Source organism: Streptomyces sp. NPDC058678, assembly GCF_042714835.1.
In the GTDB taxonomy this organism is placed as follows: domain Bacteria; phylum Actinomycetota; class Actinomycetes; order Streptomycetales; family Streptomycetaceae; genus Streptomyces.
The window spans coordinates 12,734-33,520 of record NZ_JBHXSG010000020.1; the positions used below are offsets into that span (position 1 = coordinate 12,734).

At 72.4% G+C, this 20,787-nt stretch carries 15 protein-coding genes and 1 pseudogene; 8 read left to right on the plus strand and 8 right to left on the minus strand.

Annotated elements, in window-relative coordinates:
* Window positions 1-208 precede the first annotated feature (208 nt).
* Window positions 209-793, plus strand: a complete 585-nt coding sequence (locus tag ACFWWR_RS19555; RefSeq protein ID WP_383863441.1) for a hypothetical protein — start codon at window positions 209-211, stop codon at window positions 791-793.
* Here the strand turns inward: ACFWWR_RS19555 and ACFWWR_RS19560 are convergent.
* A complete protein-coding gene (locus tag ACFWWR_RS19560) occupies window positions 759-1,289 on the minus strand; it encodes a hypothetical protein (protein ID WP_383863444.1) in 531 nt (176 codons plus the stop codon). The two genes, ACFWWR_RS19555 and ACFWWR_RS19560, sit on opposite strands and share 35 nt — an antisense overlap.
* Before the next feature lie 103 nt (window positions 1,290-1,392).
* Here ACFWWR_RS19560 and ACFWWR_RS19565 point away from each other — a divergent pair, with 103 nt between their 5' ends.
* The 3 genes from ACFWWR_RS19565 (at window position 1,393) to ACFWWR_RS19575 (ending at window position 4,080) form a co-directional block, all read left to right on the plus strand.
* Window positions 1,393-2,361: an acetylxylan esterase gene (locus ACFWWR_RS19565; RefSeq protein WP_383863447.1), complete on the plus strand. Its 969-nt coding sequence runs from the start codon at window positions 1,393-1,395 to the stop codon at window positions 2,359-2,361.
* A 10-nt stretch (window positions 2,362-2,371) separates the two neighbouring features.
* Window positions 2,372-2,776: a nuclear transport factor 2 family protein gene (locus ACFWWR_RS19570; RefSeq protein WP_384304415.1), complete on the plus strand. Its 405-nt coding sequence runs from the start codon at window positions 2,372-2,374 to the stop codon at window positions 2,774-2,776.
* A 137-nt stretch (window positions 2,777-2,913) separates the two neighbouring features.
* Entirely contained in the window at window positions 2,914-4,080 is a 1,167-nt protein-coding gene (locus ACFWWR_RS19575) for a serine hydrolase domain-containing protein (protein WP_383863453.1), read from the plus strand.
* Window positions 4,081-4,629: 549 nt separating this feature from the next.
* Here ACFWWR_RS19575 and ACFWWR_RS19580 read toward each other — a convergent pair.
* Both ACFWWR_RS19580 and ACFWWR_RS19585 read right to left on the minus strand, forming a co-directional pair.
* On the minus strand, window positions 4,630-5,355 hold the full coding sequence (locus tag ACFWWR_RS19580; protein ID WP_383863455.1) for a class I SAM-dependent methyltransferase: 726 nt from the start codon (window positions 5,353-5,355) through the stop codon (window positions 4,630-4,632).
* A 291-nt stretch (window positions 5,356-5,646) separates the two neighbouring features.
* A complete protein-coding gene (locus ACFWWR_RS19585; RefSeq protein WP_384304418.1) occupies window positions 5,647-8,790 on the minus strand; it encodes a SpoIIE family protein phosphatase in 3,144 nt (1,047 codons plus the stop codon).
* Between the two features lie 498 nt (window positions 8,791-9,288).
* On the opposite strand from ACFWWR_RS19585, the gene ACFWWR_RS19590 reads away from it, so the two are divergent.
* From ACFWWR_RS19590 to ACFWWR_RS19600, 3 genes and pseudogenes are all read left to right on the plus strand, one after another.
* The gene (locus tag ACFWWR_RS19590; RefSeq protein ID WP_384304421.1) at window positions 9,289-10,116 is read left to right on the plus strand and encodes a class I SAM-dependent methyltransferase; all 828 of its coding nucleotides are present in this window, start codon (window positions 9,289-9,291) and stop codon (window positions 10,114-10,116) included.
* A gap of 286 nt (window positions 10,117-10,402) precedes the next feature.
* The gene (gene rho, locus ACFWWR_RS19595) at window positions 10,403-11,545 is read left to right on the plus strand and encodes a transcription termination factor Rho (protein WP_383863464.1); all 1,143 of its coding nucleotides are present in this window, start codon (window positions 10,403-10,405) and stop codon (window positions 11,543-11,545) included.
* 107 nt (window positions 11,546-11,652) lie between these two features.
* Window positions 11,653-12,483: pseudogene (locus tag ACFWWR_RS19600) on the plus strand (D-alanyl-D-alanine carboxypeptidase family protein); the annotation flags it as partial.
* A 59-nt stretch (window positions 12,484-12,542) separates the two neighbouring features.
* Here ACFWWR_RS19600 and ACFWWR_RS19605 read toward each other — a convergent pair.
* The 3 genes from ACFWWR_RS19605 to ACFWWR_RS19615 form a co-directional block, all read right to left on the minus strand.
* Window positions 12,543-13,919, minus strand: coding sequence for a glycosyltransferase 87 family protein (locus tag ACFWWR_RS19605; RefSeq protein ID WP_384304568.1), 1,377 nt, complete (start codon window positions 13,917-13,919; stop codon window positions 12,543-12,545).
* Window positions 13,916-15,316 carry a polyprenol phosphomannose-dependent alpha 1,6 mannosyltransferase MptB gene (mptB, locus tag ACFWWR_RS19610; protein ID WP_384304423.1) on the minus strand — a complete coding sequence of 467 codons (1,401 nt, stop codon included), beginning with the start codon at window positions 15,314-15,316 and terminating at the stop codon, window positions 13,916-13,918. The genes ACFWWR_RS19605 and mptB overlap by 4 nt, the downstream gene beginning before the upstream one ends.
* Before the next feature lie 129 nt (window positions 15,317-15,445).
* Window positions 15,446-16,375, minus strand: coding sequence for a glutaminase (locus ACFWWR_RS19615; protein ID WP_383863470.1), 930 nt, complete (start codon window positions 16,373-16,375; stop codon window positions 15,446-15,448).
* Window positions 16,376-16,744: 369 nt separating this feature from the next.
* Here ACFWWR_RS19615 and ACFWWR_RS19620 point away from each other — a divergent pair, with 369 nt between their 5' ends.
* A complete protein-coding gene (locus ACFWWR_RS19620) occupies window positions 16,745-18,349 on the plus strand; it encodes a right-handed parallel beta-helix repeat-containing protein (RefSeq protein ID WP_383863473.1) in 1,605 nt (534 codons plus the stop codon).
* Here ACFWWR_RS19620 and ACFWWR_RS19625 read toward each other — a convergent pair.
* Complete coding sequence (locus ACFWWR_RS19625; protein WP_383863476.1) at window positions 18,283-19,710, minus strand: UDP-glucose dehydrogenase family protein; 1,428 nt, start codon at window positions 19,708-19,710, stop codon at window positions 18,283-18,285. The two genes, ACFWWR_RS19620 and ACFWWR_RS19625, sit on opposite strands and share 67 nt — an antisense overlap.
* A 39-nt stretch (window positions 19,711-19,749) precedes the next feature.
* On the minus strand, window positions 19,750-20,772 hold the full coding sequence (gene galE / locus ACFWWR_RS19630; protein WP_384304426.1) for a UDP-glucose 4-epimerase GalE: 1,023 nt from the start codon (window positions 20,770-20,772) through the stop codon (window positions 19,750-19,752).
* Window positions 20,773-20,787 lie beyond the last annotated feature (15 nt).

Here is a 20,787-nt window from a genome sequence, read left to right on the forward strand (position 1 = left end):
CACGGGCAGAGCCCTGCGCGTCACGGACGCGACCTTTCGCGCCCTCGTGGCCCGTTCACCCGCCCCCGCAGCGCCTTGGCGTTTCGGCGCCACTCTGCTGGGCACCCCGGTCCGGCGGCCCGATGCGGGGCCGCCGGTGAAGGATGCCGGTGAAACGGGTACTAGATGCTTGGGGGCACTCGCAGGCGTGCGCGGTGCGGAGGTCGACATGCGAACCCGGGTGCGCGGCTGGCGCTGGCGGCGCAGTCCGCTGCGGCGCCGGTCGGACGTCATAGAGGCGTGGACGGTCCTGGCCGTCGTGGTGCTGATCTGTGTGGGCGCTCCCCTGGTCGGGGCGTTCGCCGCCTCATGGGCCCACTCCGAGGCACGCGCGACCGCCGTGGAACAACGCGCCGAGCGCCATCGTGTCCGCGCCGAAATCATCGGCAGGACCACAGACCCGCTCCCCTCGGTGCAGGGCGGCCGCGAGCACACGAACCGGGCGACCGTGCGCTGGAAGGAGCCGGGCGTCGGCCCGCGGACGGCCATGGCACGGGTCCCGGCGGGTTCTCAGCGGGGAGAAGTGGTGGACGTGTGGTTCGACACCAAGGGCCGCAGCGTGCTCCCGCCGCCGGACGAGAGCACGGTCTGGCAGCACACGCTCAGCATCGGCGTGTGCGCGGCCGGCGGTGCGGCCGCGGTGGTGCTCCTCGGCCACTGCGTCGTCCGAGGGGTGGCCAACCGTCACCGGATGGGCGAGTGGGAACGGGACTGGGCCCTCACCGAGCCGCAGTGGACGCGCCGCAGGGCCTGACCGGCCCGCGCCTCGGCAGCTGGATCCGCTGCATCCGCCGCGCGATCCCCCCATGTGTCCGCAGCGCGTCCGCCAGTACCGGCAGTATTGGTTCACCCCGGTCGACCAGCACCTTCCCGGCGACCACCCTCGTCCACGCCCGAGCGGGCCCGCAGCGCAGCCACGCCTCCACCGGATCGCTCCAACGCGCCGACCAACGCGACCTCGTGCAGGTCCCACACGACCAGGTCGGCGCACGCCCCGGGCCGCAGGTGGCCCAGTTCGTCCGCGCGGCCCAGGCAGCGGGCCGAGCCCGGGTGGCGTGGAAGCGGCCGGCCGCGGAGACGGTCGTACGGACCTCGGGTTCGGTCCCGGCGGATCCGGCGCCGGTGACCCGACCACCCATGACGGCCACCCAGCCGCCCGGGATCTCCCGCCCTTCGTCGACGACGAGCAGCTCGGCGTCCCTGACCAGCAGTTCCACTGCCTCGACCGGCACTTCGACGGCAGACGTCATGGCGTCATCGTAGGCACCTAGCGAGACAAAGACCTGGCGAGTCGTCCGACCATCCCCGTACGGTGTGATCATCCGCACGCTCTCTCCGCAAAGGCGGTCCCAGATGGCCCTGTTCGACCTTCCGCTCGACGAGCTCCGCGAATACCGCAGCGCGTCGACCGAGCCCGAGGACTTCGACGCGTTCTGGTCCAAGACGCTCGAGGAGGCACGCGAGCACGATCTGGACGCCCGTTTCGAACTCGTCGACACGGGTCTGTCCACGGTCAAGGTGTACGACGTGACGTTCTCCGGGTTCGGCGGTCACCCGGTGAAGGGCTGGTTCACGATTCCCGCCGAGGTCTCCGCTCCGATCCCGCTGGTGGTGGAGTTCGTCGGGTACGGCGGCGGGCGCGGTCTGCCGCACGAGCATCTGCTGTGGGCGTCCACCGGCCGAGCGCACTTCGTGATGGACACCCGCGGTCAGGGCAGCGCCTGGGGCGGCGGTGGCGGCACCGCCGACCCGGTGGGCGGCGCGCCCGCGTACCCCGGTTTCATGACGCGGGGCATCGACGCCCCGGAGAACTACTACTACCGCCGCGTGTTCACGGACGCGGTGCGTGCCGTCGAGGCCGCCCGCTCGCACCCCCTGGCCGATCCCGCCCGCACGGCGGTGATCGGTGCCAGCCAGGGCGGCGGCATCACGATCGCGGTGGGCGGTCTGCTCCCGGACCTGGCGGCCGTCGCGCCGGACGTGCCGTTCCTGTGCGACTACCCGCGCGCGGCGACGATCACGGACCGCCACCCGTACCGGGAGATCGGCCTCTACCTCAAGACGCACCGGGGCCGCACCGAGGACGCCCTGCGCACCCTCTCCTACTTCGACAGCGTGCACTTCGCGTCCCGCGGCCGGGCCCCCGCCCTGTTCTCGGCGGCTCTGGAGGACCAGACCTGCCCGCCCTCCACCGTCTTCGCCGCCTTCAACGGCTGGGCGCACGACGAGAAGACGATCGAGGTGTACGACTTCAACGACCACGAGGGCGGCGGGCCCTACCACGAGGCGGCCAAGGTGCGCTGGCTGCGGTCGTACGCCTGAGGGGTCACGCGTGGAGACGGGTGAGGCCGCGGAGCGGTTCGTGCGGGTGTGGGAGCGGGCCTGGGCCGGGCACGACGTGGACCGGCTGCTGGAGCTGTACGCCGAGGACTGCGTGCACCGCTCCATGCCGTTCCGCGAGCCGCACCGCGGCCGGGCCGAACTGGCGGAGTACCTGCGCCGGTCGTTCGCCCAGGAGCAGGTGACGGACGTCCGGTTCTCGACGCCGGTCGTCGGCCGGGACGGGGTGGCGGTGGCCGAGTTCCGGGTGTTCGCCGAGGAGGCCGGCGAGGCGTCCACGCTGGCCGGGTGTGTCTTCGTGCGGTTCGACGGATCCGGCCTGGCGGTCGAGACCCGCGACTACTGGCACACGAGTCCGGGGCACCGGGAGCCGGAAGGATCGCTCTTCTTCCTCTGATGCCTCGAGGCCTCAAGGCATTGAGGCCTCGAGGCTTTCGCATACGACATCTTCCGCCCAGTCCGACCAGTCGGTATGTTCTTGGGGCCCGGGTCGCAGCACGGAGGCCCGGGCTTCCGGAGGACGACGGAGGGTCCATGTCCCAGAACGAGTCGGCGGTCCACGGCCACTGCGACGAGCGCTTCGGCGCGGTACGGACGGCGTTCGAGGAGAACTTCCGGGACCGCGGGGAGCTGGGCGCCGCGGTCACCGTGGTGGCCGACGGCGAGACCGTGGTGGACCTGTGGGGCGGCTGGTCCGACGCGGCGGGCACCCGCCCGTGGGAGCGCGACACGCTGGTCAACGTGTGGTCGACGACAAAGGGCCCGGTCGCCCTGTGCGCGCACATCCTCGCCGACCGCGGACTGCTGGACTTCGACGCGCCGGTGGCCCTGTACTGGCCCGAGTTCGCCGCGGCCGGCAAGGAGAAGGTCCTGGTAAGGCACCTGCTGTCGCACCGGGCCGGTCTGGCGGGGCTGCGCGAACCACACACCCTGGCCCAGCTCTGCGACTGGGAGCTCACCGTGGAGCGGCTCGCCGCGACGGAGCCCTGGTGGGAGCCGGGCACCCGGTCCGGATATCACGCGCTGACGTACGGCTTCCTGGTCGGGGAGGTCGTACGACGCGTGTCCGGGCTGCTGCCGGGGGCGTTCCTGGAGCGGGAGGTGACCGGTCCGCTCGGGATCGACTTCACCGTGGGTCTGCCGGAGAAGGAGGCCGGGCGGGCCGCCGAGCTGGTACATCCGCCGGCCATGTCGGGCAGTGAACAGGCCGCGGTGTTCGCCCAGTTGGCGCCTGCGGCGATCGCGGCACTGGCCAACCCCCCGGTGGGCGCGGCCGAGGCCAACACGCCCGCTTGGCGGGCCGCCGAGATACCCGCCGCGAACGGCCACGGCACCGCCCGGGCCGTCGCCGCGCTCTACGGCGTCTTCGCGGGCCGGGGCTCGTACGACGGTCAGCGCGTCCTCTCCCCCGAGGCCGTCGAGCGGGTGCGCGAGGGGCAGGGCGGCTGCCGCGACCTGGTGCTGGGCGCCGGCTTCGAGAACGAGACGGAGATCGGGCTGGGCCTGTGGCTCAGCGGGCCGAACGGATCGTACGGCCCCAACCCGCGGGCGTTCGGACACGACGGCTTCGGCGGCTCGTGCGGACTGGCCGACCCGGAGGCAGGGGTGTCACTGGGGTACGTGATGAACCGCATGGGGCCGCACATCGCCGACGACCCACGGAAGATGGCGCTGATCGACGCCCTGTACCGGGCGTTGTGACCTCACCGGCCTCGGCGCGGGTACCAGCGGGTACCAGCGGGTACCAGCGGCTACCAGGAGGACAGCAGGAGAGCTGCACCACGGAACCCGAGTCGTCGAGGCGCTCGCCGAGTCGGTCCGCGCAACTGCCTTGGCAGCCACACCCCGTGGCCGCCGGCGGCGTCGCGGCTCGGGCGGCAGGTGTCCTCGGAAGCACGCTGGGGACGCCGAGCCGGGCGCCCCGTCGTCGGAGACCTCGCACAGGACGCGGTCAGGGTCGCCGGCAGCGGCACCACGCCGTGCCCGCCGCCGTAGCGCACGGCGTCGACGCCTCGTGCACAGCGGCCACCAGGTATGCGCCGCCCGCGGCTCGGGCGGGTTCAGGCCTGCCACCCAGGCTGGGGACACCTTTTCCGCCGAAGTCCGCTACGGCGGACGCGAGTTGGGCATCGAGGCGGCCGTCGGGCGGCGTTGGGCGACAGGTCCGTGGCGACGGAGCTCTGATCAGCCCGGCGGCGCAGCCCGCACTGATGGGGCGTCATGCCGTACGACTCGGACACCGGCGCTCGGCTACGGCACCCGACGGGCCACCACCATCCGGACCCGTGGGCTGCCGTCCCGCCGGTGCCCGAACTCGGGCAGAGCGTGCAGGTCCACCTCGAATCCGGTGCGCTCCAGCTCCCGCCGTACCTCCGAGAGCCGGAAAGCCCGGTAGTACATGACGAACGGCGGCCGCCACACGGCGTTGCGCACCCGCATCACCGCGTCGAAGCCCAGCAGCATCCAGTAGGCGCGGGACGCGGGGCGCGGCGGGGCGAGGACCGGGAAGGCGAAGCTTCCGCCGGGGCGCAGGACGCCGTGGACCTGGGCGAACAGTCCGGGCAGTTCTCGCGGCAGGAAGTGCCCGAAGGCCCCGAAGCTGACGACGAGATCGAAGGCGGGGCCGAACGGCAGGGCCCGGGCGTCCGCGCGCACCCACGACACGTGCGCCCCGGCGGGCCTGGTGCGCTCCCGTGCGACGTCGAGCATGCCCGCGCTGAAGTCGACCCCGGTGACGGTCTTCCGGCACACCTGTGCCAGCACGGGCAGGCCGGCGCCGGTCCCGCAGCACAGGTCGAGCCCGGCGTCGAAAGGGCCCATGCGCCGCAGAGCCGAGGCGACGGCGTCGAGCACCGGATCGGGCGTACGGAAGGGGGTGTGGTCGAACTTCGGGGCGAGCAGGTCGTAACCGCGTTCGACGGACGACAGCGCCTGGACGGCGAGCTCGCGGAGACTGGGGCCTTCGGGGCTGAACATCCGGGTCAGCTTAGGCGCACCGGGAGGCGGAGGCGCGGCTCGGGTGAGAGTCCGCACCTCCGCCAGGTCTCCTACGGCGATCGGGCGCCATGACGTCGGCGAACCCGGTCCTCGTCCAGGCGCACCGGGCGATGACTCCGCATGGCCGCGCGGGCACGGTCGACGAGGTCGCCCCTGGATGGCCTGTCTGCCGTCCGACGAGTCGTCGCACGTCGACGGCCGGAGATCACGGCCGACGGCGGGCACGCGGCGCACGGCCGGGTGCAGGCTGCCAGCAACGCGCTCGACACCTCATGCGGTGCGTGGCAAGGGCTGCTCGGTCCAGATGATTTTGGCGTTCGGGGTGTAGCGGGTCCCCCAGCGTTCGGTGAGCTGGGCGACCAGGAAGAGGCCGCGTCCGCCCTCGTCCTCGGTGCGGGCGCGGCGCAGCCGGGGTGAGGTACTGCTGCCGTCGGAGACCTCGCAGATGAGCGCGCGGTCGCGGAGCAGCCGGAGCTGGACCGGGCCGGTGGCGTGGCGGATGGCGTTGGTGACCAGTTCGCTGGCGACGAGTTCGGTGGTGAAGGTGAGCTCGTCCAGGCCCCAGGCGGCCAGCTGCTCGGTGACCGCCGCGCGGGAGCAGGAGACGACCGCCGGATCGCTGGGCAGGTCCCACTGGGCGACCTGGTCGGGCCCCAGGGCGTGCGTGCGGGCCACGAGAAGGGCCACGTCGTCGCTGGGCCGCTCCGGCAGCAGGGCGTCGAGGACCGCCTCGCAGGTGTCCTCCGGCGCCCGGTCGGCGTGGGCGAGGACGGTTCGCAGAAGGTCGAGGCCGGAGTCGATGTCCCGGTGCCGGTCCTCGATCAGGCCGTCGGTGTACAGGACGAGTTGGCTGCCTTCGGCCAGCCCCAGTTCGACGGTCTCGAAGGGCATCCCGCCGAGTCCGAGCGGCGGTGCCGAGGGCAGATCCACGAACTCCACCGTGCCGTCGGGCGCGACGACCGCGGGGAAGGGGTGCCCGGCGCGGGTGAGGGTGCAGCGCCGGGACACCGGATCGTAGACGGCGTACAGACAGGTGGCTCCCACGATCCCGCAGTCGGCCTGGCTGTTGTCCACCGCCCATCCCTCGCCCCGGTCGAGGCGTCCGACCAGGTCGTCGAGGTGCGTGAGGAGGTCGTCGGGCGGCAGGTCCAGGGAGCAGAAGTTGTGTACGGCGGTCCGCAGCCGGCCCATGGTGGCCGCGGCGTGCAGTCCGTGGCCGACGACGTCGCCGACGACGAGGGCGACCCGGGCGCCGGAGAGCGGGATGACGTCGAACCAGTCGCCGCCCACGCCGGCCTGCGCGGGCAGGTAGCGGTAGGCGACGTCGACGGCGCTCTGCTCGGGCCGGCCCCGGGGCAGCAGGCTGCGCTGCAGGGCGAGGGCAGTGTTGTGTTCGCGGGTGTAGCGGCGGGCGTTGTCGATGCAGATCGCCGCGCGGCCGGCCAGTTCCTGGGCCAGGGACAGGTCGTCCTCCTCGAAGGGGGCGGGCTTGTCGGAGCGGTAGAAGCTGACCAAGCCGAGGGTCGCGCCGCGTGCCCGCAGCGGCACGGTGATCAGGGAGTGGATTCCGGCCGCGAGGACGCGTTCGAGCCGTGCCGGGTCCTGGGCGAGCCAGCCCTCTGCCTCGACGAGCACGGGTTCGAGCACGGACCGCCTGGTCTCCAGGCTGCGGGCCTGCGGTGTGGTCGGAACGTAGTGGACGGGGTCGCCGACGCCGTACAGGTAGGGCACCTCGTGGACGGAGCCCAACGCGATCCGGCGCAGCGCGGTCCCGGCTCCGAGCGAGACCGGCTCGTCGCCGAGCAGCACCGCGTCCGGGAGATCCACGGCCGCGAAGTCGGCGAACCTCGGGACGGCGACCTCGGTCAGTTCCTCGGCCGTGCGGGTGACGTCGAGGGTGGTGCCGATGCGGACGCCGGCGTCGTGCAGCCACTCCAGGCGCCTGCGGGCCAGCACGGCGAGCCGTCCCACGCCCGGCTCGCCGACGAGCAACAGCCGGTCGTCGGGACCGCTGCCGTCCTCGCCGGACCGGGTCCGGGACGGCGGGTGCGCGGTGTCTGCGTCGGGCGCGGGGGGCGGTGCGGCCGGGATGGTCACGGACCGCACCGTGACGGGCGGAATCAGGGCCGGTGCGGGTGGCTTGGCGGGCGCGGTGGAAAGGAGTGTGCCGGTGGTCGGCGGGGTCGTGGGCACCGGTGGGGTCGGTGCGGTCGCGAGGGCTTGGACGGTCGCCGGTGCGGCTCCGGACGGCACATCCGTGACACTGTCGGACGGGAGTGTCCCGGCCGCAGCCGCAGTCGTCCCGGCCTCTGTCGCTGCTGCCGCTGCCGCTGCCGCTGCCGAGCTTGTCGTGGCCACAGTTTTTCCGGCCTCTGCCGGTTCCGCCGAGATCGCCCCGGCCGCGGTCGTCGTCCCAGCCCCTGCCGCTGCCGCCGCCAGGGTCGCCCCGGCCGACGTCGATCCGGCCTGGCGCAGCCGTGGCCCGCCGAGGATCCGGGCCTCGACGACCACGCCGGTCTCGCCCTCCGCGCCCATGACCGGGCGACGCAACAGGGTGGCGACGCGGCCGCCGGACAGGACGACCTCGTCGAGGGTGCGCTGGGGCGAGGCGAGGAGCTCCTCGGCCTTCTCCCGCAGTACGGCCAGGTCGATGCGGCCGAGGCCGCCGTCGCCGTGGCCGACTCCCAGGTCGGGTGTCGCGAGTCGGGGCTGGCGCGGCCACCCGCCCGCGTCAGGACCCGCTCGCCGGTACGCGGCGAGCAGTGCCCGTTCGCGCTGTGTGGACTGCTCCAGCAACCGTGCCTCGATGCTGCAGGCGGCCTCGCGGACCAGTTGCAGCATGGTCGGGTCGCTGTCGGCGCGCAGGCAGGTCAGGTCGAGGACGGCCTCGATACGTCCGCTGAAGGGGTCACGGACGGGCGCACCGGCGCAGGCGAAGGGCTGGAGGCAGTCGGCGAAGTGCTCACGGCCGACGACGTAGACGGGGCTTCGCTCGGCGAGCGCGGTGCCGACACCGTTCGTGCCGACGACCCGTTCGGAAGCGTCGAAGCCGGGCGCGAACCGCACCTCGTCCAAGCGGTCTCGCAGCTGCCGGTCACCGCCGAGCCGCTGGACCATGCGGCCTCGCGCGTCGCAGAGCGCGACGGTCATGCCGACCTCGGTGAGCGACGTGCTCAGATCCGTCAGGACGGGGTCGGCGGCGCGCAGGAACTGGTCCTCCAGCGTCAGGTCCGGCGCGTAGGGGACCAGCAGCTGGCGCGGCTCGAGCCCTGCCGACCTGCATCGTTTCCAGGAGTCGAGCACCGAGTCCCGGACCGTGGAGTCGACGAGCGAACCGGCCAGAAACCGTTCGTGGGCATCGACGAGCCCGCCGATGTCGTCCCAGGCGACGGACAAGGGGATCACTTCCCTCATCGGAGACCGCCGGGTCGCGCGCCGCTCTTCGACGTGCCGCCCGGCGGAGTGCTCCAAGCGACTTCACCCTATTCCCTTTGTGACGCACACCACAATGCTGGTCAGTGCCCGGGGGGGAGCCGACCCACCGTCGCGCGAAAGGCCGGGACAAGGGTCCCGACCTCTCAGGCGTACCGTCAGGGCGCTGCATCACGGCACCGGGCCGGATCGGGACGCAGTACGCGGTGTCGATGAAGCCGAAGATCCCGGCGAGCGCGAGGACGGCCCCGGCGGCGAGCGACAAGATCCGCAGGGGTCCAGGTCCCACCCGCTCGCCGCCCTCGATGATGCCCCGGAGCAGGGCGGTCAGACCGACGGCGACGGCGGCCGGGCCGGCCCGGCGCACGTCCCTCGCACAGGGAGGGCCTTGGCCAGAAGGAGAAAATGCGTCGGCGAGGGCCGTCGGGGGTTGGTTCGTATCCGCTGGTACTCCGGGACCGTTCACGGTTGGATGCCGTCATGACCACCGACGAGCACGAGCGGCTGATGCGGGCCAACCGGGCGAACTGGGACGCCCGCACCCCCGTCCATCTCGCCAGCCGGTTCTACGGACTCGACCAGGACCTCGACCCCGAGCGCTGGTTCGGCGCCTTCGAGTGGGACGACCTGGGTGAGCTCGCCGGCCGGGACGTGCTCCATCTCCAGTGTCACCTCGGCACGGAGACGCTCGCCTTCGCCCGCCGCGGGGCGCGGGCCGTCGGCCTCGACTTCTCCGAGGCGTCCGTCGCGGCGGCGAACGACATCGCGGCCAGGGCCGGGCTCGACGTCGGATACGTGTGCGCGAACGTCTACGACGCCGTCGAGGCCCTGGAGGGACGGCGGTTCGACGTCGTCTACACCGGCAAGGGCGCCCTGTGCTACCTGCCCGACCTGGAGCGCTGGGCGGGTGTTGTGGCCCAACTCCTGCGTCCTGGCGGCCGGTTGTACATCGTCGAGTTCCATCCGCTGCTCAACTCGCTGGGCCCCAAGCCCGCCCCCGGCGAGGGCCCCGAGCTGCTGCTGCGCCACGACTACCTGGGCGGCGAGGGCCCCGTGCGCCGGGACGCGACCCACACCTACACCGACGGCCCGCCCGTCGAGGGCGCCACCGACAGCTACGAGTGGATGCACGGAATAGGAGAGGTCATCGGCGCGTTGACGGGGGTGGGACTGAACGTCCGGCGCCTGCGGGAGAGCGACGAACTGCCCTGGCAGCGCTGGCCGCAGATGATCCGTACGCCGTCCGGCTGGTGGCGGCTCCCCGAGCCGCGCATCCCTCTGCTGTACGGCCTGCTGGCCGACCACTGAGTCCCGCGTCACAGAGCTGACCGCGCACCGCGTGGTACATTGCTGCTAGCACTTGTGTACGCCCGTTCCGGGCGCCGGTGCCAGTTCTCTCAACCAGCCACACCGCCCGCCGTTTTCGCGGCCGGCTCATCGGCTTCCCAGCACCACCTCGTCGAAGGCCTCACTCGCCGTACCCGAGGTGCGTTCCCTCCGCCGAGGCGCGTCTTCGCTCCGCCTCCCCTCGCGGCTCGCCCCTTCCTCCTTCCGCACGCCTCGAGCACTTCCGTCCGTGAAAGGACCACCCATCATGACCACCACACTCGAACACCCCCCTGTCCAGCAGCAGGCCCCGGCCCGGGTCGCCACCGGTGTCCTCGACATCGACGCGAACGGGAAGGGGCACCTGCGCCCCCTGGACCTCCACCCCTCACCCTCCGACCTCCAGGTCCCTCCCCAGCTGATCCGCCGGTACGGCCTGCGCAAGGGCGACCACGTCGACGGCGTACGCGCCGCCCAGCGGGTCCTCACCGAGGTCGCCCGGGTCAACGGGCGCAGTCCCGAGGAGCAGCGGGGCCGTCGCCACTTCCGCGACCTCACACCGCTGCACCCGCAGGAGCGGCTGCGCCTCGAACACCCGGCGGCCGGGCTCACCGGCCGTGTCGCCGACCTGATCGCCCCCCTCGGCAAGGGGCAGCGCGGGCTCATCGTCGCCCCGCCCAAGACCGGCAAGACCGTCCTCCTCCAGCAGATCGCGGCCGCCGTCGCCGGCAACCATCCCGAGGCCCGGCTGATGGTGGTGCTGCTCGACGAACGCCCCGAGGAGGTCACCGACATGCGGCGCTCCGTGCGCGGCGAGGTGTACGCCTCGACCTTCGACAAGACGCCCAGGCAGCACATCGCCCTCGCCGAACTCGTCATCGAGCGGGCCAAGCGGCTCGTCGAGGCGGGCGAGGACGTCGTCATCCTGCTGGACTCCCTGACCCGGCTGTGCCGCGCCCACAACAACGCGGCCGCCGCCGGTGGCCGCACCCTCAGCGGCGGTGTCGACGCGACCGCGCTGATCGGCCCCAAGCGGTTCTTCGGTGCCGCCCGCCTGGCCGAGGAAGGCGGCTCGCTCACCATCCTCGCCACCGCGCTGGTGGAGACCGGTTCGCGCGCCGACGACTTCTTCTTCGAGGAGCTCAAGAGCACCGGCAACATGGAGCTGCGTCTGAGCCGCGACCTCGCGGACCGCCGCGTCTTCCCGGCCGTCGACATCAATCCCTCCGGCACCCGCCGGGAGGAACTCCTCCTGTCCCCGGCCGAGTTGACCACCGTGCGCGGCCTGCGCCGAGCCCTGCAGTCCCGCGACGGCCGGCCCGGCATGGAGACCCTGTTGGAGCGGATGCGCGCAACGCCGGACAACGCGACGTTTCTGCGCCGCATCCAGCCGACACTGCCCGTCGACTGACGAACCGCTCCGGGACGGCATCCCCGACATGCGGCATCCGGGTACTCACCGGCCCCGCTCGGCCCGGGCAGCGCCGTGTTCGGCGACTTCGTTCCTACGTTTGCGGTATGACGATCGGATTTACTTCCCGGGCTGCCCTGTCCGCCTGTGCGCTCTGCGCGGCGAGCCTGCTCGCGCCCGCGGTCGCGGCGGCACACACCGGGGCGGACCCCGCCACGCCCGGCGTACCGCGGGCGGTGACCCCGCAGCCCGCCCTGCTGTACCGCTCCGGAACCACGGTCCGGGCGCACACCGGGGTGCCCGGGGTTCCGGAGGTCTCCGCGCTCTCCTGGCTGGTGGCCGACGCCCGCACCGGCGAGGTGCTCGCCGCACACAACGCGCACCGCAGGCTGCCGCCCGCCAGCACCCTGAAGACCCTGTTCGCCCTCACCGTGCTGCCGGCCCTCCCGCGCGGCATCCGGCACACGGTCCGCAAGAAGGAGCTGACCGGGATCGGCTCCGGCAGCAGTCTGGTCGGAGTGTCCGAGGGCCGCACGTACCGGGTCGCCGACCTGTGGCGCGGGGTGTTCCTCAACTCCGGCAACGACGCCGTGCACGTGCTGGCCGAGCTCAACGGCGGCTGGCGCTCCACGGCCGCGCGAATGCAGGCCAAGGCCCGTGCCCTCGGCGCCCGGGACACGCGGGTGGTGTCTCCGGACGGGTACGACATGCCTGGCCAGGTGTCCTCGGCCTACGACCTCGCGGTGTTCGGCCGGGCGGGACTGCGCAACGCGGAGTTCACACGGTACTGCGGCACGGTCGAGGCCAGGTTCCCGGACCGCGGCGGACGGTCGTACCCGATCCGGAACACCAACCGGCTGCTGACCGGAGACGACGGGGTGCGGCGGTATCGGGGACTGATCGGCGTCAAGAACGGCTACACGAGCAAGGCCGGCAACACACTCGTCGCCGCCGCCCACCGGAGCGGGCGCACGCTCGTCGTGACGGTGATGAACCCTCAGTCGGGCGGCGGTTTCGCCGTGTACGAGGAGGCCCGTGAGCTGCTCGACTGGGGTTTTTCCGCCGCCGGGCGAGTGGAACCGGTGGGGTCGCTCGACGCGCTCAGGGCGAAGCCCCGCTCCGGCCCGACCGCGCTGCCCGCCGCTGCGCTGCCCGCCAGGGACGCCGGGCCTCGTTGGCCGCGGAGGGGGGCGATCGCCGGTGTCGCCGCGCTGGCTGCCGGTGCCGTCGCACTGGTGCTGCGCGCCAAAACCGTTGCTGTTGAAGGGAGTTGACCGACCGGCAGCCACAGCAGCAGTCCGAGCGTGATCCAGGTGTAGGCGTTGCCGCCGAGGAATCCGCCGACGCCGGAGGCGTCGTCGAACCACAGCCAGACCACGCTGGTGCACAGCACCGCGTACAGGGCGCCCGCGATCCGCCGGTGCCCGGCACGGACCAGGACCGCGAAGGACGGCAGCAGCCAGACGAGGTGGTGCACCCAGGTGATCGGGCTGACCAGGCAGGCGGTCAGGCCGGTGAGGGCGAACGCGGTCGTCCACTCCCCCTTGGCGGCCGCCCTGCGGGCGCGGAACACCCACACGCACAGGACCGGCAGAACCGCCACGGCCCACACCGCGCGGTCCGGTTCACCCAGTCTGGCCAGGACCCCTTGCAGCGACTGGTTGGAGACGTAGTCCAGACGCCCCACCCGGGTCGTGTCCCACATCGCCTCGGTCCAGTAGAAGCGCGAGGCTTCGGGCGCCACGCAGGCCGCGAGAGCCGTCGCCGCGGCGGTGGCGGCACTCGCGACCGCGGCGGCCCGCCAACGCCGGGCGAGCAGCAGCAGTCCGATGAAGAGGGCGGGCGTGAGTTTCACCGCTGCTGCGAGACCGATCCCGACCCCCGCCCAGCGGTCCCGGCCGGTGGCGAGCAGCCGGGCGTCGGCGAGTACGAGAGCCAGCAGCAGGAGGTTCACCTGACCGAAGCTGATGGTGTCGCGCAGCGGTTCGAACAGCGCGAGCGCACAGGCGCCGAGGGCACAGCCGAACCAGCCGTAGCGCCGCCAGGCCGGCCCGGTGAGGATGCGCAGCACCACGGCCAGGGCGGCGATGTTCAGCAGCAACGCGACGGCGATCGCGGCCCGCAGATCGAACATCGACATCGGCAGCATGGCGACGGCCGCGAACGGTGGATAGGTGAAGCCGTACGCCGTCCCCGGCACCCGGTAGTCGTAGATCCGTCCGCCGTGATGGATCCAGCCGTCCACGGCCCCGTGGTAGACGCGCAGGTCGAACCAGTCGCGCAGCAGCGGCACGGTCGCGGTGAACACGCTCACGACGGCGGCGAGCACGAGCACCAACAGCAGCCGCGCTCGGTCGGTGCGGGCCGGCATCATGCCGCACGCCCCGGCGCCGTGGCGGGTGCCGGTGCCGTCTGATGGACCTGCCACAGGACGACCACGGCGAGCAGACCGCCGCAGACCGCCAGGACCAGTTGCCCGGTGTCGGCCGGGCCGCCGCTGGGCAGAGTGGCTAGCGCGAGCACACCCGTCACGGCGGCCACCCGGTGCCGCACCGGCGCGCTGGGCGCGGCGGCGGCGATGAGGAACAGTGCCCACAGGGCGTACCAAGGGCGGATCGCCGGGCCGAGGGCGGCCACGGTCGCCAGGCTCAGACCCAGCGCGTACACCGGCCGGGGACGCAGCCGCAGCCATATGACCAGGACGCCGACCACGGCCGCCACGATCCCGAAAGCGTGCCACACCGGGATCGCCAGGGGCGCCAGATCGCTGCCGAGCCGCTCCAGCAGCGCCCGGGTCGCGCGGCCGAGCAGGCTGGTCAGGGCCCAGTTCTGCGGCGACACGGGGGTGTCGAGGGCACCTACCCAGCCGTATCCCGTGCCGGCCACGGCGGTCGCGGCGACCGTGGTGGCCGACGCGGCGAGCGCGGTGGTGACGACGGCCTTCGTACGACCGTGGCCCGCCCGCACCTGGAGGACGACGACCGCGGCGAGTCCGAGCAGGGCGGGTGCCTTGACCAGCGCGGCAAGGGTGACGAGGACGGCGCCCAGCGCCGGCCACCGGCCCAGAGCCGCGACCAGGCCGAGGCCGAGCAGACCGAGCATGATGGCGTCGTTGTGGGCGCCCGCGACCAGGTGCAGCAGAACCAGCGGGTTCAGGGCACCCAGCCAGAGCGCTGCGGCCGGGTCGGCGCCGCTGTGCCGGGCGAGCCGGGGCAGGGCGGCGGCCATCAGTCCGACGCCGAGCAGCGCGACGAGCCGCATCCCGAAGACACCGGCGGGAAGTTCGCCCCGCGTCAGTCCGGACAGCGCGGAGGCCACGCCGAGGAAGACCGGACCGTACGGGGCTCCGGTGTGCCGCCACAGCGGGGAGACCTCGGCGGCGAGCGGACCGCCGAGCCGGGCGGGGCCGTGCGCGTAGACGTCCATGTGGGCGTCGACCATGGCGCCCTGCGCGAGGTAGCTGTACACGTCCCGGCTGAACAGCGGGGGCGCGAGCAGCAGCGGTGCCGCCCAGATCACCAGGACCCCCATCACCGCGCGCGGGCCGGGCGGCTCGGATCCGTGGATCAGCCGCCCGAGCAGAGCCCAGGCCGCGATCAGCAGGACAACGCCGAAGTACGCGCCGACCAGACCGAGCACGGCGTGCACGGAGGTCGGAGCGAGGAGTTCACGCACCGGCAGGGCTCCCGCGGTCTCACCTCCCGCCGCGAGAAAGGCGGTACCGGCCAGGCCGAGTACCTGACAGCGACGGAGATCGACGGGGAAAGCCATGGCCAGCACTCGGGAAGCGTGTCAACGTCGAGTGGCCGGAAAGCAACGTACCCGTCTCCGGGTGGGGGCCCGTGCGTGACCGGCATGTGAGGGAGATGCCGCTGACGGTGTTCCCGGGTTGCAGACCCGTCAGAACACCGACACGCCTGTCAGGGTCGTGAAGCGGTCCAGGGCCGCGACCCCGGCCACCGAGTTGCCTCGCTCGTCGAGGCCCGGGCTCCACACACACAGGGTGCAACGCCCCGGAACCACCGCGATGATGCCGCCGCCCACCCCGCTCTTGCCGGGCAGGCCCACCCGGTAGGCGAACTCGCCCGCCGCGTCGTACGTCCCGCAGGTCAGCAGCACCGCGTTGACCTGCTTGGCCTGGCTCTGCGTGAGCAGCCGCGTGCCGTCGGCGCGCACGCCGTGCCGGGCCAGGAACGTGGTGGCCAGGGCGAGGTCGGCGCAGGAGGCCCTGAGGGAGCACTGCCGGAAGTACTGGTCGAGCAGGACCGGGACCGGGTTGCCGATGTTGCCGTACGACGCCATGAAGTGGGCCAGGGCGGCGTTGCGGTCGCCGTGCGCGGCCTCGGAGGCGGCGACCTCCTGGTCGAAGTCCAGGGTGGGGTTGCCGGACTCCGAGCGGAGGAAGGCCAGCAGTTCGCCGGCCGCGTCGCCGGTACGGGTGTGGAGGCGGTCGGTGACCACCAGGGCGCCCGCGTTGATGAACGGGTTGCGCGGGATGCCGTTCTCGTACTCCAGCTGGATCAGGGAGTTGAACGGGTTGCCGGAGGGCTCGCGGCCCACGTGCTCCCAGAGTTCGTCGCCCTCGCGGGCCAGGTCGAGGGCGAGCGTGAAGACCTTGGTGATGGACTGCGTGGAGAACGGCTCCCGCCAGTCGCCCACCCCGTACACCGTGCCGTCCAGCTCGGCGACGGCCATGCCGAAACTGCGCGGGTCGCAGGCCGCGAGCGCCGGGATGTAGTCGGCGGGCCGGCCACGGCCGGGGGTCCGTTCTATCTCGGCGGCGATGCGCTCCAGGACCGGTTGGAACAGCGTGGACATGATCGTCATCATGCCGCACGCCTGCCACCGGAGCGTCCCCGGGGCGCCTTGGGCTCCGCGTCCGCCGTGCGGGACGGGGCCCGGCCCCGTGTGCGGCGGCGACAGGCCGCCAATCAGGCATGTCTTGGGCCGAACTCCGCGTGCTGGCCCGCCGATCCCGAACTCGCAGGTCAGGGTGAAAGCCTGCGGTCTCTGCGAATCGGGGTCCGCTCGGCCATCGAGCAGACAGGAGAGATGTTGCGTCAGCGCGACGTAGGCGACGGAGCCATCGGCAATCAGCGGCCGGCCGGCAGGTCAAGCACCGGGGCGATCGCCGGTCTGCTGCGGCGAAGCAGCGCGGCCGGCCTGTGCGTCACGGCGGTACTTCTGGCCGGATGCGCTATGCCCACCCCGTACGTACCCCTGCTGGAGAACCCGAAGAACGGACGAACGTTCTATCTCAGTCCTCAGGGAGACGACAGCGACGACGGTCGGACACGGAAGACCGCCTGGCGCACGCTCCGGCGCGCCGACGCCTTGCGGTTCAAGCCGGGCGACCGGTTGCGGCTGGAAGCAGGCGCGCGGTTCCCCGGCCGGCTGAGCATCGGCCCGGGGGACGCCGGGAACACCCGCAAGCCTGTCGTGATCGACTCCTACGGCGAGGGCCGTGCGACGATCGCGGCCCGCGGCACGCGCGCCATCGAGGTGCACAACACGAGCGGAGTCGTCGTCCGCGACCTGCGCCTGGTCGGCGACGCCGCGGCCCACAGATCGCGGGACGGCATCGCTTTCGTCAGCGACCTGCCCGGGGACCGGAAGCTGCCGTACGTCCGGGTCTCAGGTGTCGAGGTGTCGGGCTTCCGCAACGGCATCCGGCTGCACGGCGGCACCGAGGCATCCGGCTTTCGCGACGTGGTGATCAGCGACTGCGCGCTGCACGACAACCAGGACGCCGGTCTCGTGGCGGACGGTCCCCCGTTCTCCGCGGACGCGCCCGCCTACGCGCACGACGGGGTGACGGTGTCGAGGGTGGAGGCGTACCGGAATGTCGGAGACCCCCGGGCGTCCGACCGCAACACCGGCAGCGGCATCGTCCTGGGCAGCGTCCGCCGGGGCATCGTGGAGCAGTCCGTCAGCCACGACAACGGGATCTCGTCCTCGCCGGCCGCCGTCGAGGGCCCCGAGGGCATCTGGACGTACGACTCGACGCGGATGACGCTGCAGAGGAACGTCTCCTACAGCAATCACACCGGCTCCATGGTGGACGGCGGCGGGTTCGGCCTCGACAACAACGTGTCCCACTCGGTGATGCAGTACAACCTGGCCTACCGGAACGATGGTTCGGGCTTCCTGGCGTACTCCGCCGCCCCGAACACGGCGCACACGGGCAACACGATCCGGTACAACATCAGCCACGACGACAGTCGCAAGCTCCCTCAGTACGGTGGCATCGTCGCGCTCGGAACGCGGGTCGGCGACCTCGCGATCTACCAGAACACGGTGCTGATCACGGCGAACGGCGCCGTCCGCGCACCGGCGCTCCGGCTCGAGCCCAGCCTGCGCGGCGTCACCGTGCGCAACAACGTGTTGGTCACGGACGGCTCTCCCGTCGTCGCGGCACAGGGGCCCCTCGACACCTCGGCCGTGCTGTTGCAGGGCAACGACTACCACAGCTGGGGCGACTGGGCCCTGCTGTGGGGAGGGCGCGCGTACCGCGACATGGCCTCCTGGCGCCAGGTGACGCGTCAGGAGGTGCTGGGGGCGCGGGTCACCGGCACCGACCGCGACCCCTGCCTCGCCCCGGCCCCGCTGGCCGTGGTCGGCCCGGACCTGCGTGGCCGAGGACCGACACGCAGCGCACTGGCGGCGCGGTGCGTCCACGAGCTGGCCGGTGCCGCCGTGGACCTGTGGGCCATGGGGATCGACCCCGGGCAGGTGGACTACTTGGGAGCGCCGCTGAGCGGATCGCCCGGTGTGGGAGCCGTGCAGGTCGGTCCGGCCGCCTGAGGGATCGTCACCCGGAGGATGTCGCCCGGGCCTGGCGGCGGGACGTGGACCGGGCGTCCCAGGGCGCGGAGGTGCCAGCCGGCCGCCCGCCAGACCACGGGGTCCAGGGCGTTGCGGGCGTCGACCATCCGCGGTGCCCGGACCACCTCGGACAGTCGCGCCGGGTCGAGTGCGCGGTACTGGCGCCACTCGGTCAGGTGCAGCACCAGATCCGCGTCCCGGCACGCCTCGATGACGTCCGTGCAGTAGGCCGGTCCGGGCAGCACCGCGCGCGCGTTGTCGATGCCTTCCGGATCGTGCACGCGCACTTCGGCGCCGTGTGCGTCGATCTCGGCGGCGACGGCCAGCGCCGGTGAGTCGCGCACGTCGTCGCTGTCGGGCTTGAAGGTGGCGCCCAGCACGGCGATCCGCCGTCCGGTGAAATCACCGCCCAGGAGATGGCGGGCCAGGTCGACCGTCCGCCGACGCTGCCGGTGGTTGATCTGTTCGACTTGGCGCAGGAAGGACACCGCCTCCCCCACCTGCAGTTCCTCGGCCCGAGCGAGGAACGCGCGGATGTCCTTGGGCAGACAGCCGCCGCCGAACCCGAGACCGGCGGACAGGAAGGCTCGCCCGATGCGCGCGTCGTGGCCGAGGGCGTCGGCCAGGGTCACCACATCGGCACCCGAGGCGTCACACACCTCCGCCATGGCGTTGATGAACGAGATCTTCGTCGCCAGGAAGGAGTTGGCGGCGACCTTCACCAGTTCGGCGGTGGCGGGATCCGTGCTGACGTAGGCGACACCGGCCCGCAGCATCGGTTCGTAGACCTCGCGCAGCGTCCGGTCGGCGTGCGGCGAGGTGACCCCCACGACCAGCCGGTCGGGGCGCAGCGTGTCCTGGACGGCCAGTCCCTCGCGCAGGAACTCCGGGTTCCAGGCGATCTCGGCGTCGACGCCGGGGCGGACCCGTGCGGTCACCCTGCGGCCGAGCGTCCGGGTGGTGCCCACCGGCACGGTCGATTTTCCGACGATCAGGCTGTCGCGGGTGAGGAGCGGTGCCAAGCCGTCGACGACCGCCTCCACATGGCGCAGGTCGGCGGCGAGGGAGTCGGCGCGTTGCGGCGTACCGACGCACACGAAGTGCACGTCGGCGAAGTCGGCCGCCTCCTGAAGCGAGGTGGTGAAGCGCAGCCGCCCGGCCCGGGTGTTCCGGATGAGAATCTCCGGCAGGCCGGGCTCGAAGAACGGCGCCCGGCCCGTCGAGAGCGCCGCGATCTTCTGGCTGTCGGTGTCGACACCGAGGACGTCGTGTCCGATGTCCGCCATGCACGCGGCGTGCACGGCTCCGAGGTAGCCCGTACCGATGACGGTCAACCGCATGGAGGTTCTCCTGTCTTGGGGCCGCCGACGTCGACGGGATCAGCGTGCGTAACCGTGGGGGTTGAGTTCCTGGAACCGCCAGGCGTCACGGCACATGGCGGCGAGGTCCCGCGTGGTGGTCCAGTCCCAGGCCTCGGCCACCGCGCTCACGTCGGCGACGAGCTCGGCGACGTCGCCGGGTCTGCGGTCGACGACCTGATAGGGAATGGGGCGGCCGCTCGCCTCGCCGAAGGCGGCGACCAGTTGCAGCACGGAGGTGCCGGTGCCGGTGCCCAGGTTGAACACCCGCATACCGGTGTGGTCGTTCAGGTGCTCGACGGCCACCCGGTGTCCCTCGGCGACGTCCATGACGTGGATGTAGTCGCGCACGCCGGTGCCGTCCGGCGTGGGGTAGTCGTGCCCGAAGACGCTCAACTCCTGCCGCCGGCCCACGGCGACCTGGGCGACGTAGGGCATGACGTTGTTGGGGACGCCCTGCGGGTCCTCGCCGAGCAGGCCGCCGGGGTGGGCTCCGACGGGGTTGAAGTAGCGCAGGGCGAGCACCTGCATGTCCGTCAGGTGGGCGCAGACGTCCTCCAGGATCCGCTCGCACATCAGCTTGGTGCGGGCGTAGGGGTTCGTGGGTGCCACCGGGCTCTGCTCGCTCAGGGGCACCGTCCGCGCATCGCCGTAGACGGAGCACGACGAGGAGAAGACCAGCCGGTGGACGTCGTGTTCGTGCATGACGGACAGCAGTGCGCAGGTGCCGCCGACGTTGGTGTCGTAGTACTCCACCGGCAGCTTCACCGACTCGCCGACCGCCTTGTGGGCGGCGAAGTGGATGACGGCGTCCACCTGGTGGGAGGCGAACACCCGGGAGAGGGCCTGCCGGTCGCGCACGTCGACCCGGTAGGCGGCCGCGAGCGGTCGACCCGCCGTCTTGGCGATGCGGTCCAGGGTGTGGGGCGAGCTGTTGACGTGGTTGTCGACGACGACGACTTCGTAGCCGTGGGCGAGCAGTTCGACACAGGTGTGGCTGCCGATGAAGCCTGCGCCACCGGTCACCAGGACGGTTTCGGGCATCGGGGACCTCGTTCT